This window comes from Arcticibacterium sp. GJ41-1 (assembly GCF_055808875.1).
In genome coordinates this window covers 5,163,397-5,176,452 of record NZ_CM147888.1, presented here as the reverse complement: position 1 = coordinate 5,176,452, position 13,056 = coordinate 5,163,397, and the positions used below count along the sequence as shown (strand labels likewise).

10 protein-coding genes and 1 tRNA gene are annotated in these 13,056 nt (G+C 37.1%); 10 read left to right on the top strand and 1 reads right to left on the bottom strand.

All coding sequences use genetic code 11. The features are described from left to right. Positions 1 to 3 precede the first annotated feature (3 nt). Positions 4 to 945: an L-histidine N(alpha)-methyltransferase gene (egtD, locus tag AC0L6O_RS21465; RefSeq protein ID WP_473305257.1), complete on the top strand. Its 942-nt coding sequence runs from the start codon at positions 4 to 6 to the stop codon at positions 943 to 945. A 4-nt stretch (positions 946 to 949) separates the two neighbouring features. Here egtD and hflX read toward each other — a convergent pair whose 3' ends face one another. Beyond that, positions 950 to 2,152, bottom strand: a complete 1,203-nt coding sequence (gene hflX / locus AC0L6O_RS21460) for a GTPase HflX (protein ID WP_473308556.1) — start codon at positions 2,150 to 2,152, stop codon at positions 950 to 952. A 526-nt stretch (positions 2,153 to 2,678) separates the two neighbouring features. Here hflX and smpB point away from each other — a divergent pair. From smpB to AC0L6O_RS21415, 9 genes are all read left to right on the top strand, one after another. Beyond that, on the top strand, positions 2,679 to 3,134 hold the full coding sequence (gene smpB / locus AC0L6O_RS21455; RefSeq protein WP_473305255.1) for an SsrA-binding protein SmpB: 456 nt from the start codon (positions 2,679 to 2,681) through the stop codon (positions 3,132 to 3,134). A 98-nt stretch (positions 3,135 to 3,232) separates the two neighbouring features. Continuing rightward, positions 3,233 to 3,742, top strand: coding sequence for an HNH endonuclease (locus AC0L6O_RS21450; RefSeq protein ID WP_473305254.1), 510 nt, complete (start codon positions 3,233 to 3,235; stop codon positions 3,740 to 3,742). A 141-nt stretch (positions 3,743 to 3,883) separates the two neighbouring features. After that, on the top strand, positions 3,884 to 5,701 hold the full coding sequence (gene rpsA / locus AC0L6O_RS21445) for a 30S ribosomal protein S1 (protein ID WP_473305253.1): 1,818 nt from the start codon (positions 3,884 to 3,886) through the stop codon (positions 5,699 to 5,701). Between the two features lie 113 nt (positions 5,702 to 5,814). Continuing rightward, positions 5,815 to 5,885, top strand: a tRNA-Cys gene (locus AC0L6O_RS21440). A gap of 251 nt (positions 5,886 to 6,136) precedes the next feature. Next, complete coding sequence (locus tag AC0L6O_RS21435) at positions 6,137 to 7,339, top strand: c-type cytochrome (RefSeq protein WP_473305251.1); 1,203 nt, start codon at positions 6,137 to 6,139, stop codon at positions 7,337 to 7,339. 57 nt (positions 7,340 to 7,396) lie between these two features. Then, on the top strand, positions 7,397 to 10,450 hold the full coding sequence (locus AC0L6O_RS21430) for a TAT-variant-translocated molybdopterin oxidoreductase (protein WP_473305250.1): 3,054 nt from the start codon (positions 7,397 to 7,399) through the stop codon (positions 10,448 to 10,450). Between the two features lie 55 nt (positions 10,451 to 10,505). Then, complete coding sequence (gene nrfD / locus AC0L6O_RS21425; RefSeq protein ID WP_473305249.1) at positions 10,506 to 11,870, top strand: NrfD/PsrC family molybdoenzyme membrane anchor subunit; 1,365 nt, start codon at positions 10,506 to 10,508, stop codon at positions 11,868 to 11,870. A gap of 24 nt (positions 11,871 to 11,894) precedes the next feature. Continuing rightward, a complete protein-coding gene (locus tag AC0L6O_RS21420; RefSeq protein ID WP_341227723.1) occupies positions 11,895 to 12,416 on the top strand; it encodes a DUF3341 domain-containing protein in 522 nt (173 codons plus the stop codon). Between the two features lie 8 nt (positions 12,417 to 12,424). Continuing rightward, positions 12,425 to 13,039 (top strand): c-type cytochrome, encoded by a 615-nt coding sequence (locus AC0L6O_RS21415; protein WP_473305247.1) that lies wholly within the window; start codon positions 12,425 to 12,427, stop codon positions 13,037 to 13,039. Positions 13,040 to 13,056: the final 17 nt, after the last annotated feature.

Sequence of the window (13,056 nt, the reverse complement as noted above, 5' to 3'; positions counted from 1 at the left end):
ACAATGAGTCAATTTGAAAAAGATGTGAAAGATGGCCTTTCGCAATTACCTAAGTACCTCTCTTCAAAATATTTTTACGATAAAAAAGGGGATGAACTGTTCGTTCAAATAATGAATATGCCGGAGTATTACTTAACTCGGGCAGAATTTGAAATCTTTAAAGAGCAAACCGATACCATAATAGAGACACTGGGAGTAAAACCTGACTCGTATTTTGAATTGGTGGAACTAGGGGCTGGAGATGGTACCAAAACCAAGGAGTTACTAAAGGTATTGGTCAATCAAGGCTTCAAGTTTGACTATGTTCCTGTTGATATTTCGTCAAATGCTTTGACAAAATTGCAGAATTCTCTTCAAAGAGAAATGGCAGAGTTGTCTGTCAAAACCAGACAAGGAGATTATTTCCAAGTTCTTGAATCGCTGAAATCAACAAATACACCAAAGGTTGTACTTTTTTTAGGTTCAAACATTGGGAATTTGAAAGATGAGGAAGCTCATCAATTTATGAATGAACTCGCGGAGGTTTTAAATGCTGGTGATAAGTTATTTCTAGGAGTAGATCTTATTAAGGCCGAGGAGGTGGTTTTGCCAGCCTATAATGACAAAGCAGGAATTACAAAGGCTTTTAATTTGAATCTTTTATCTAGAATAAATGAAGAGCTAGGTGCCAATTTTGATATAGAAAGTTTCAAACATCAGCCAGAATATTCAGAGGAGGTTGGCGTGGCCAAAAGTTTTTTGGTAAGTACCAAAGCTCAAACGGTCAAAATTAATGGCTCTGGTACTTTTAAATTTGAAGCTGGTGAAAAAATTCACACAGAAATATCTAGGAAGTATAATGATGAAATTATTGCTAAAATAACGAAGGATACAAAATTCCGACTGCAAGAAAAACTGCAAGACAGCAAAGGCTATTTTGCGGATTATATTCTGGTGAGAGACTAGCGTTTTATTCTTCGGTATCTTGATGTCCTTGCCAGTCGTATAATGGATTCTGTTTTGGGTCCCAGTTAGGATATATAGCAAAATGCTTGCTGGTAAGTAGGTCAAGAAGGTTTTTTCTTAATTCCTTCAAGTTTTCTTTCTTACTGGCAGATACAAAAACCACATTCTCCATGTTCTTTGCCAAATAGCTAGACTTAAGTCGTTCCAGATTTTTTTCTAAATCTTCTTCGGTGGCTAAATGAGCATCCAGACCTTCTTCAGATTCAGCTTGATATAAATCTAGTTTATTAAAAATAAGAATAGTTGGCTTGTCGGCAGCTCCAATGTCGGCTAGTGTTCCATTTACCACATCTATATGCTCTTCAAAAGACTTGTGAGAAATATCTACTACATGGAGCAGTATATCAGCCTCTCTAATCTCGTCCAATGTTGACTTAAAAGAAGCTACAAGGGTTGTAGGCAATTTTCTGATAAACCCTACTGTATCCGTCAAAAGAAAAGGGATATTCCCTAGAACAATCTTTCTAACGGTGGAGTCTATAGTAGCAAAAAGCTTATTCTCCGCAAAAACATCAGTTTTGGCCAGAACTCGCATTAAGGTAGATTTCCCAACATTGGTATAACCTACTAGAGCTACTCTCACCAGTCTGTTTCTTTCTTTTCTTTGAGTTAAGGCTCTTTTGTCAATTTTCTCAAGCTTCTTTTTTAAGAAAGATATTCTGTCTTTAACTATCCTTTTATCTGTTTCTAGTTCTTTCTCACCAGGTCCACGCATACCCACGCCACCTTTCTGCTTACTAAGGTGAGTCCACATTCTAGTTAACCTAGGATATAGATATTGGTATTGAGCCAGCTCTACCTGTCTTTTGGCTTGGTCTGATTTAGCTCTTTGAGAAAATATGTTTAGTATAAGAAGACTTCGGTCTAATACTTTGGTTTCGCTAAAACTTGCCTCAAGGTTTCTTACTTGAGAAGGAGTTAGGTCGTCATCAAAGATTATAGAGTCTACAGGGTTTGCTTCTAACCACGTTTGTATTTCTTCTAGTTTTCCTTTACCTACAAAAGTCTTATTGTCTGGTTTCGGAAGCTTTTGCACAAACGTTTTCTTGCAAGTAACACCAGCGGTTCTAGCTAAAAAAGCCAATTCGTCTAGGTATTCTTTAGTCTTTTCCGCGTTTTGGTCTTTATTTATTACACCTACAATGATGCATTTTTCTTTTTTCTGAGAAGTAGAGAATAATTGACTGTCTAGCAAATTTGTTCTTTTGTTTGATGTTGTCTAAGTTGACGTGCCAAAATTAAATATAAGAAATAAATAAACATAGATGTATTTTGTAAACCTCTGGTTTTAAGGTTAAAATAATATTAATTTTATTTCAATATTTTTTCGAAGATGTAAAATAGTTTCATGAAGTTATATTGGCACAGTATTCGTAACTAGACTATCCGAATCTGACAAATTGCTGTATGTACGCCGTTTATAGCATTTCAGATAAATGAAATTGAAATTTTAAAAGTGTTGGAAAATAGACGAGGAGTATATACATTTGTTGCCTAGACGTCACACACTAAAAAATATTTGAGTTGTTAAGGCTCATGAAAGTTTAATCCGCTTTGTTTCACGTTCGCGTGATGCACATGGATTATTAGGAAAGCACGTAAGTCGGAATCCCTGTCACTAAAATTGAGGCAGGGATTTTATTTTTATAGCTTTGCAAAATTTCCCCAACACTATGGCAAGTAATATTAGTAACAAAGTAGAGATTAAGAATAGGAAGGCATCTTTTGAATATCAATTCATTGACACCTTTACTGCAGGTATTGTTTTAAGAGGTACCGAGATGAAATCCATAAGAATGGGTAAGGCCAATATTTCAGACGCCCATTGTTATATCACCAATGGCGAGTTGTTTATTAAAAACCTTCATATTTCTCCTTATGAGTTTGGAACACACTATAATCATGAGCCTCTCAGGGAGCGTAAGCTATTATTGCAGCGAAAAGAACTTAAGAAAATAGAGAATAAACTTAAGGATGTGGGACTTACTATTATTCCCACTAGACTTTTTATCAGTGATAAAGGCTTGGCAAAATTGAACATAGCTTTAGCAAAAGGAAAGAAGCTATACGATAAAAGAGAGAGTATCAAATCTAGAGATACTGAAAGACAGGAGAGTAGAAAGTTTTAGCTTAATATTACTTTTCGGTAAAGAGTTGGTGCAGTGGCTTTGATTTTTGACTAAAATCATTAACTTCGTTGCATCATTTTCAATTACTTACAAGCTAAATGAGCCGGAAAGTACTAGTTCTCAATGCTGATTACAGTGCCATCACGGTTTGTACCGTTCCAAAGGCTTTTTTGTTGGTTTATCTTAACAAAGCCGAGCTTCTTAAAGATGATGATAAGGCTCAACTGAGAACCGTTTCTGTATCTTATCCTCTTCCGTCGGTTATCAAATTAAATAATTACGTCAAGGTTCCTTATAAAGGTGTGGTGCTTAATAGGCAAAACGTTTTTAAAAGAGATGGAAACGAATGCGTTTACTGTGGGAAAAGGAAAGATTTAACCTTAGACCATGTAATTCCAAAATCACGAGGAGGTAAAACTAACTGGGTAAACCTAGTGGCTGCCTGTAGATCTTGCAATGGTCGTAAAGGTAATAATACACCTGAAGAAGCGGGAATGCCACTGAATAAAAAGCCCTTTAAACCAACTTTTGTTATGTTTTTAAGGAACTTCTCAGGCAAGGTTGGGGAGAATTGGGCCCCGTACTTAGGGAAAAGCAAACTTGCTTAAGTTTATTCTTCATTACCTATTTGATTATCGAACTCAAATTCTTACTTTTGCAGTCCTTTTTAAAAGGACGTTCATTTTTAATTAATTTCAACAGCATGAGGCCTGTGTTGTTGATGTAGCAAAAGGCTGAGAATAAGATATATGGATAATCAAGAATTTCCAGAATTTGATTGGGACAGAGTCTCAAAGAAAGGTATTGGTAGTGGTTACTCTGCTGAAGAAACTGCAGAACTTTCAAAAGTGTATGAGGAAACTCTAACTACTATTGAAGAGAAAGATGTGGTTACAGCTACAGTAGTAGGTGTTACTGCTCGTGAGGTATTATTAAATATTGGATTTAAGTCTGACGGTATTGTTTCTAGATCTGAGTTTAGAGATTTGCCAGATTTGAAAGCAGGTGATACTGTTGAGGTATTTATAGAGAAACAAGAAGATGCTTTAGGTCAGTTAGTGATCTCTCGTAAGAAAGCGAGAATACTTACAGCTTGGAGTAACATCGAGAAAGCTTTTGAGAATGATGAAATCATGGACGCTTTGGTAAAAAGACGTACCAAAGGTGGTCTTATTGTTGATATTCATGGTATTGAGGCATTCTTGCCAGGTTCGCAAATTGATGTGAAGCCTATTAGAGACTTTGACGTATTTGTTAATAAACAAATGGAAGTTAAAGTTGTTAAGATTAATCATACTAATGATAATGTGGTTGTTTCTCATAAAGTACTTATTGAGAAAGACCTTGAAAAACAACGTCAGCAAATCTTGACTAACCTTGAGAAAGGTCAGGTTCTAGAAGGTGTTGTTAAAAATATTACAAACTTCGGTGTATTTATTGATCTTGGTGGTGTTGATGGCTTATTGCACATTACAGACATCTCTTGGGGACGTGTTAATCACCCGAATGAGGTACTTAACCTTGATGAGAAAATCAACGTTGTTGTTCTTGACTTTGATGAAGACAAGAAACGTATTTCTCTAGGTATGAAACAACTTCAAAGTCATCCATGGGATGCACTTGAAACAAGTCTTGAAGTTGGTTCTGCTGTTAAAGGTAAAATTGTTAATCTTGCAGATTATGGAGCATTCCTTGAAATACACCCAGGTGTAGAAGGTTTGATTCACGTTTCTGAAATGTCTTGGTCTCAGCATTTACGTAATCCTTCTGATTTCCTTAAAATTGGAGATGAGATTGATGCGGTAATCTTGACAATGGACAAAGAAGAAAGAAAAATGTCATTGGGTATTAAGCAACTAGCTGAAGATCCTTGGACTAAGCAAGACTTACTAAGCAAATATGCTGTAGGTACTACGCATAAAGGAACTGTTCGTAACCTTACTAACTTTGGTCTATTCTTAGAATTGGAAGAAGGTATTGATGGTTTAGTTCACGTTTCTGACCTTTCTTGGACTAAGAAAATCAAGCACCCATCTGACTTTGTTAAGATTGGAGATGAGCTTGAGGTTATTGTTCTTGAATTAGATGGTGACAATAGAAGATTGGCTCTTTCTCATAAGCACTTAGAAGAGAATCCTTGGGATGCTTTCGAAGGTACTTTTGATGTAGGAACTAAGCATGAGTGTACTATCATTTCTACTTCTGATAAATTAGCTGCTCTTGAGCTTCCTTACGGAATCGAAGGTGCTGCTGGATTGAAGAACCTTGCTAAAGAGGATGGTTCTATGGCAGAAATAGGTGAGAAACTTACTTTTGTTGTAACTGAATTCAATAAGGACGAGAAGAGAATTATTCTTTCTCACTCTAAGACTTGGGATGGTTCTGCTGACGAGGTGGTAGCTAAGCCAAAGAAAAAGGCTAGCCAATCTAAGGCTTCTTCTACACAGTCTTCAGAGAAGTCAACTTTGGGTGATTTATCAGCCTTAGCAGCTTTGAAAGAAGAAATGGAAGCTCCTAAGAAAGCTAAAGCAGCTCCAAAAAAGAAGAAAGAAGACTCAGCAGAGTAATCTTTTAGATATAGAAAATAAGGCTGGAAAATTTCCAGTCTTATTTTTCAAAAATAATTGGCAATTTGGCACGCCAATTGTAGTTTTGTTGCCAGTTAGAAATAACAAAATATGGTCTCGTGGCCGAGTGGCTAGGCAGTGGTCTGCAAAACCATGTACAGCGGTTCGAATCCGCTCGAGACCTCTTAATTCAGTTAGATAGCAAATTGCTTGCTTTTAACTTCTTACTAAAATACCATTCCTAAAGTTCTGATTAGCAGGGTTTTTGGAGTGGTATTTTTTATTTAATCTATTGTTTATCAATCAATTAGGTTTTTGTTTATAATTGTTCTAAATTGACTAAACCCATAGAAAAAAACAAAATTCTTTTTTGATGGAACTCTTTACGTGGCTAGATTTGCACTCTCAAAACAAAAACACCGTCAATAATAGAATATGTTCAAAACGCATATAAGACCGCTTCTTCTATTATTTATTTCTTTATCTACCATTACCCTTTCGTTTGGGCAAGAGGGCGATGCTGCCTTGGGTGAGAAAATATTTAAGAATAACTGTGCAGCCTGTCACTCTTATGGTGCAGATGTAGTAGTAGGTCCTGGCCTTAAGGGTATCGATGAAAGGAAAGATTATGATTGGATAAAATCATGGATTAATAATCCGGCTGCTGTTATAGCAAGCGGAGACCAATACGCAGTTGATTTGTATGAAGAATACAACAAGACTCAAATGACAGCTTTTCCTGGTTTTGGAGATGCTGAAATTCAAGGCTTGTTAACTTACATCAATCAAGCGAATGCAGCTGCTCCAGTTGCAGAGGTGGCCGCGGGTGCTGCTACTGCTGGTGCTGATGATTCGCAGCAGGGTGGTTTCTTCAATATTATAATAGTTGCTCTTCTTCTTCTAATGGGTCTTGTTCTAGTAGCTTTAATAGCTATTTTGAACTTGTTATCTAAATTGTCTAAAGGAGAAGGAGCGGAAATTGATACAAGAGGGCTTGGCGAGCAAATAGGAGACTCTTTAAAAGTTGTTTTCCAAAACTCAACAGTTAGAAGTGCTATCATTGTTTTGTTCCTTCTTTTTGGGGCGAAGGCAACATTTGATGGTCTTTATGGTATTGGTGTTCATCAAGGATATGCACCAACACAGCCAATTCCTTTCTCTCACAAGCTTCACGCTGGAGATATGGAAATAGATTGCTCTTATTGTCATACTGGTGTTTACAAAGGAAAACAAGCGGGAATTCCTTCTGCTAGTATTTGTATGAACTGCCATAATAGTATTAAGCAAGGTTCTCCAGAAATTCAAAAGATATATACTGCTCTTGAGACGGATACGCCGATTGAGTGGGTAAGAGTTCATAATTTACCTGATTTGGCTTATTTCAATCACTCACAGCATACTAACGTAGCTGATTTGGATTGTGAAAATTGCCATGGTGAAATTAACACAATGGAGGTTGTGGAACAGAGGCATACTTTGACTATGGGTTGGTGTATTGATTGTCACAGACAAACAGACGTTAACTCAAAAGGAAATGAGTATTATGACAAGCTAGTAGAGGCTCATGATGCTACCTCAGTAGGAGGTATGAAAGTGGAAGATATTGGTGGTCTAGAATGTGCTAGATGTCATTATTAAAATATTAATCTAATAAGATTACTTTAGATAAACCTGTAAGGGGAAATACAAAGACTAATGGAAAATACTACTAAAAGGTATTGGAAAGGGATAGAAGAGTATCGTAACGATATCGAAGTAGTTAAAAACGCTGATAGCGAGTTTAACTTAGAAGATATTGAAGGCGGAACGCATAGAAGAGATTTCTTGAAAATGCTTGGCTTTGGTGTTGCTGCAGTTTCTTTGGCTGCTTGTGATGCTCCAGTTAGAAAGACTATTCCTTATTTAAAAAAGCCGGAATCTGTAGAGCCGGGAATTCCTAACTACTTTGCTTCAACTTATGCTCAAGGTGGAGATTATGCAAGTATTCTTGTAAAGACAGTTGAGGGTAGACCTATAAAAATTGAAGGTAATAAGCTTTCAAAAGTTACTCGTGGTGGAATGAGTGCTAGGGTTCATGCGTCTGTTTTATCTTTATATGATAATGATAAACTTCGTGGGCCTCAAAAAGGTGAAGCTGAGATTTCTTGGGAAGATTTAGATAAAGAAGTTATGGCAGGTTTGTCATCAGCTTCTAATGTTAGAATCCTTTCTTCATCTATAGTATCTCCAACAGCTAAAAGGGTTATTGCTGATTTCTCAGCAAAATATCCTTCTACTAAGCACGTGTCATACGATGTTTCATCGGTTTCTGGCATGATTGAAGCAAACTCTAGTTCTTTCGGGAAGGCGATTGTGCCAACTTATGACTTTTCAAAAGCAAAAGTTATTGTTGGTGTTAATTGTGATTTCTTAGGTAATTGGCTTTCTTCTATTCAGCATTCTGCTCAATGGGCAGAAGGACGTAAGCTTGTAAGTGGAAAAGATGGCAAGCAAACAATGTCTCGTCACTATCAGTTTGAAACTGGTATGACTATTACAGGTTCTGCTGCTGATTATAGGGATATGATAAAGCCATCTGAAGAGGGTGCCTTTCTTGTAGCTCTTTATAATAAGTTGACAGGAAATACAATTGGGAATTCGTCTGTTAGTTCTAAGATTTTAGATAAATGTGTGGCTGACTTAAAAGCTGCGAATGGAGCGTCTTTAGTTGTTTCTGGTTCTAATGATACTGCTATTCAAACGGTGGTTAACGGAATCAATAGTTTCTTAGGAAATTATGGAAATACGATTAGCCTTGCAAATGCGAATAATACACGTCAAGGTAATGATGCTGATGTAGCTGCACTAGCTTCTGAACTGAAGTCTGGTAGTGTTGATGCACTTATAATATTAGATGCTAATCCAGTTTTTAACTTACCAAATGGTTCTGAATGGGCTACTTTAATCGGTAAAGTGAAAACTTCGGTTTCTTTTGCTAGTAGAGTTGATGAAACAGCTGCTGTTTGTAAATATGTAGCACCTGCTCCTCATTTCTTGGAGTCTTGGGGAGATGCTTCTCCTTATACAGGTTCATATTCTTTGCAGCAACCAACCATTTCTTTGATATTTAATACACGTCAGGCTGAATCAAGTTTATTGACTTGGGCAGGTTTAGATGGTGATTATCATAAATACTTAAAAGCCAATTGGAAGAATAATATTCTAAGTGGTAAGTCTTGGGTTTCTGCACTTCATGATGGTGTGTTAGAAACTAGTGAGGCGTTAAGTACAGAAAATGTTACCTTCTCTGGTAACCTTGGAGCTGCGGCTGCAAGTATAGCTTCTAAGAAAGCTTCTGGTTTAGAAGTAAGTGTTTTTGAAGCGATTGGAATGGGTGATGGTTCTCAGGCTAACAATCCTTGGTTGTTAGAATTACCAGATCCAATTACAAAGGTTACTTGGGAAAATACATTAAACATATCTCAAAAAACAGCAAATGAGCAAGGTCTTGAAAAAGGCGATTGGGCTAAATTGACTGTTGGTGATTATAGTATTGAGTTACCTGTGTTAATTCAGCCAGGTCAAGCTCATCAAACTATCTCTGTAGCAAAAGGTTTTGGTAGAACTGCAGCTGGTAAATGTGGAAATGTTGGAGCAAATCCAATTCCATTTACTAATGGTGTGAACTGGACATCAAATGCTACAATTGAGAAAACAAAATCAGGTTATACACTAGCTCAAACACAGACGCACGAAACCGTAATGGGTCGTAAAGCTGTTGTGCAGGAATCTGTTCTTAGTGAGTATGTGAAGAACAATAAGGCTGGAAGATTCGAGCCTATGATTGCAACTTCAGAGGGCCCTGTTAAACCATATTCTATCAGCCTTTGGGATGGTCATGAGAAAAAGAACCATAGCTGGGGAATGGTGATTGACCTTAATACTTGTACGGGATGTTCTTCTTGTTTGATTTCTTGTCAAGCTGAGAATAACGTTTCAGTAGTAGGTAAGAAAGAGGTTGCTAGAGCCCGTGAAATGCACTGGATTCGCATAGACCGTTATTACAGTACGGATGCGGATACTACGTATAATATCAATCCATCTCACATTAGAAAGATGGAAGATGCTTCTGAGAATCCAGAAGTGGTTTTCCAACCAATGATGTGTCAGCATTGCAATAATGCACCTTGTGAGACAGTATGTCCTGTATTGGCTACTACGCACAGTTCAGAAGGATTAAATCAAATGACTTATAACAGATGTGTTGGTACAAGATATTGTGCTAATAATTGCCCTTATAAAGTACGTAGGTTCAACTGGTGGAAATATTATGAAAACGAGCAGTTTGATTTCCACATGAATAATGAATTGGGTAGAATGGTTCTTAATCCTGAAGTAACCGTAAGGTCAAGAGGGGTTATTGAGAAATGTTCTATGTGTGTTCAAAGAATTCAAGCTGGTAAATTGGTAGCTAAGAAAGAGAAGAGAAGACCAGTTGATGGAGAGATTGAAACAGCATGTTCTCAATCATGTCCTACGGGAGCAATCACTTTCGGTGACATGATGGATCCAAATTCAAAGATTTCTAAAGCTTTGGAAACGGAGAAAGAAGGAAGAGCCTTCCATGTTTTAGAAGAAATTAATGTTCAGCCTCAGGTTAGTTATTTAACTAAAATCAGGAATAAGGACTTAGGAGATGCAAAAGCTTCATTGCACAATGGAGATTCCCATAAAACGGAAGCTCATGCTGAAGAAGAGCATCACGGATAATAAAGAATTTTTTAAACGAAAATAATAGGAACTCTTTTTATTAAGGGTAGCAATTATGCAAGTAGTTTCGCCAATTAGAGAACATTTAGTAACGGGAGGGAAGACCCTTCATGATATTACTGAAGACATAAGCAGACATGTAGAAGGAAACCCTACTAAGGAGTGGAAGATGGTTTTTGGTATATCCTTAGCTGTCTTGGCTTACGGTGGATATTGGGCTTACCAAACATGGTTCCATGGTCTTGGTAACTGGGGCTTAAATAAAACCGTAGGTTGGGCATGGGATATTACTAACTTCGTATGGTGGGTTGGTATCGGTCACGCTGGTACGCTTATTTCTGCAATTCTTTTATTATTCCGTCAAAAATGGAGAACCTCTATTAATAGAGCGGCAGAAGCCATGACCATTTTCGCTGTACTTTGTGCAGGTACGTTCATTTTCTTTCACATGGGTAGACCATGGTTAGCATATTGGGCTTTACCCTTGCCAAATACATTTGGTTCTTTATGGATTAACTTTAACTCTCCATTAGTTTGGGACGTTTTCGCCATCTCTACTTACTTATCAGTTTCTTTATTGTTCTGGTATATCGGTCTTATTCCAGATTTAGCCACTATTAGAGATAGAGCTACAGGGTTAAGAAAAATCATTTACGGAGCTTTGGCAATGGGTTGGACTGGTGGTGCAAGAGCATGGGCGAGATATGAGGATGTTTCTTTAATTCTTGCGGGTTTATCTACGCCACTTGTACTTTCTGTACACACAATTGTATCAATGGACTTTGCAACTTCAGTAATTCCGGGATGGCACACGACTATATTCCCTCCATATTTCGTGGCAGGTGCAATCTTCTCTGGTTTTGCCATGGTTCAAAACCTTATGCTTATTGTAAGAGTGGTTTATAAGTTAGAAGACTACATTACTATAGAGCATATCTCTTTAATGAATAAGATTATTACCGTTACAGGGTCTATTGTAGGGGTAGCTTATATAACAGAGTTTTTTATAGCTGCTTATTCTGGTGTTCAATACGAAAGTTACGCTTTCGTGAATAGAGCAACGGGGCCATTATGGTGGTCATATTTAGCTATGATGACTTGTAATGTTCTTTCTCCACAGATTTTCTGGTTCAAGAAAATGAGAGAGAGTATTGTAGTATCTTTTGTAATTGCGGTTGTAGTAAATATAGGGATGTGGTTTGAGCGTTTCGTTATTATCGTAACATCGCTACACAGAGATTATCTACCTTCCAGTTGGACGTATTTTACACCAAGAATGGGTGATATAGGTGATTACTTATTTACTTTTGGTTTCTTCTTTGTATGCTTCTTATTGTTTGCCAAATTCTTACCAGTTATTAATATGGCAGAGGTGAAAGGTGTGTTGAAATCATCATCAGAAAAGAAATCTAATAAATAGTTAAGCATAATTTTTAAGTCAATAATGGCAAATAAAAAATATATATTGGGTGTTTACGAGGATGATGAAGACGTATTACATGCGGTTTCTGATGTTCGCGGAAAGGGAATTAAGATTCATGAAGTGTACTCTCCATTTGCCATTCATGGTTTGGATACCGCTTTAGGTTATTCAAGGGCAAGAATGGGTGTTCCGGCATTTATGTTTGGTATCACTGGTACTTCGTTAGCATTCTTACTTACTTTTTGGACTATGGGTTGGGATTGGCCAATGATTATTGGAGGAAAGAATTTTGTCCCTTTTCCTACTAATATTCCTATCGTTTTTGAATTAACAGTTTTACTTGCGGCTTATGGTATGTCCTTTGTGTTCTTTGGAATGGAAAGTTTATATCCAGGTTCTAAGCCTGTTATTTTCGACGAACGTATTACAGATGATAAATTTGTAATGGCGATTGACTTAGAAAAAAGTGGTGCTTCGGAAGAAGATGTTATGGAAGCTTTGAAAGCATCAGGTGCGGCAGAGGTTAATGTTAAAGAGATATAATAGAAGAAATGAATATTTTGAAAAATAAACTTTCGATTTCCTTATTAGGCTGTGTGCTTTTAGGTGTGGCAATGATCTCTTGTAATGATACTGAGAGTACTGGTTGGGAGTATGCTCCTAACATGTATAACTCTCCAGCTTATGAGGCTCAAACGCAATACAGGTCAAATGACATAAATCCTCATGGAATGAGCATGAGAGAGCCTGTAGAAGGAACAGTAGCAAGAACTAATTATCAAACATCTTTTTTACAAGATGATGGTACCGTTTTGAATGACCTGATGATGTATAATATGACTAAGGATAGTTTAAATTGGGCTGCGGCTAATTTAGTAAATCCAATTCCTTGGTCTGAGAATGCTGAAGATGAGGGTAAGGTTCTTTATCAAAGAAATTGCATGCATTGCCACGGTTCTAAAGGAGCTGGTGATGGAAATGTAGCTGAAAAGTATAAAGGTATTCCTAACTATGCTTCGGATGCTTTAAGTAGTGTAAGTGGTGGACATATTTATCACGTCATTACTTTTGGAAAAGGTAGAATGTGGCCACATGCGTCGCAGGTTACACCAGAAGAAAGATGGAAGATTGTACATTATGTACAACGTTTACAGTTAGGAATTTAATTTAAGAATTTAACAAG

Excerpts from the sequence above, each read along its gene's own strand:
- AC0L6O_RS21450 (WP_473305254.1), top strand. The coding sequence starts at position 3,233 with ATGAGCCGGAAAGTACTAGTTCTCAATGCTGATTACAGTGCCATCACG.
- AC0L6O_RS21430 (WP_473305250.1), top strand. The coding sequence starts at position 7,397 with ATGGAAAATACTACTAAAAGGTATTGGAAAGGGATAGAAGAGTATCGT.
- smpB (WP_473305255.1), top strand. The coding sequence starts at position 2,679 with ATGGCAAGTAATATTAGTAACAAAGTAGAGATTAAGAATAGGAAGGCA.
- rpsA (WP_473305253.1), top strand. The coding sequence starts at position 3,884 with ATGGATAATCAAGAATTTCCAGAATTTGATTGGGACAGAGTCTCAAAG.
- AC0L6O_RS21415 (WP_473305247.1), top strand. The coding sequence starts at position 12,425 with ATGAATATTTTGAAAAATAAACTTTCGATTTCCTTATTAGGCTGTGTG.
- AC0L6O_RS21435 (WP_473305251.1), top strand. The coding sequence starts at position 6,137 with ATGTTCAAAACGCATATAAGACCGCTTCTTCTATTATTTATTTCTTTA.
- nrfD (WP_473305249.1), top strand. The coding sequence starts at position 10,506 with ATGCAAGTAGTTTCGCCAATTAGAGAACATTTAGTAACGGGAGGGAAG.
- AC0L6O_RS21420 (WP_341227723.1), top strand. The coding sequence starts at position 11,895 with ATGGCAAATAAAAAATATATATTGGGTGTTTACGAGGATGATGAAGAC.
- egtD (WP_473305257.1), top strand. The coding sequence starts at position 4 with ATGAGTCAATTTGAAAAAGATGTGAAAGATGGCCTTTCGCAATTACCT.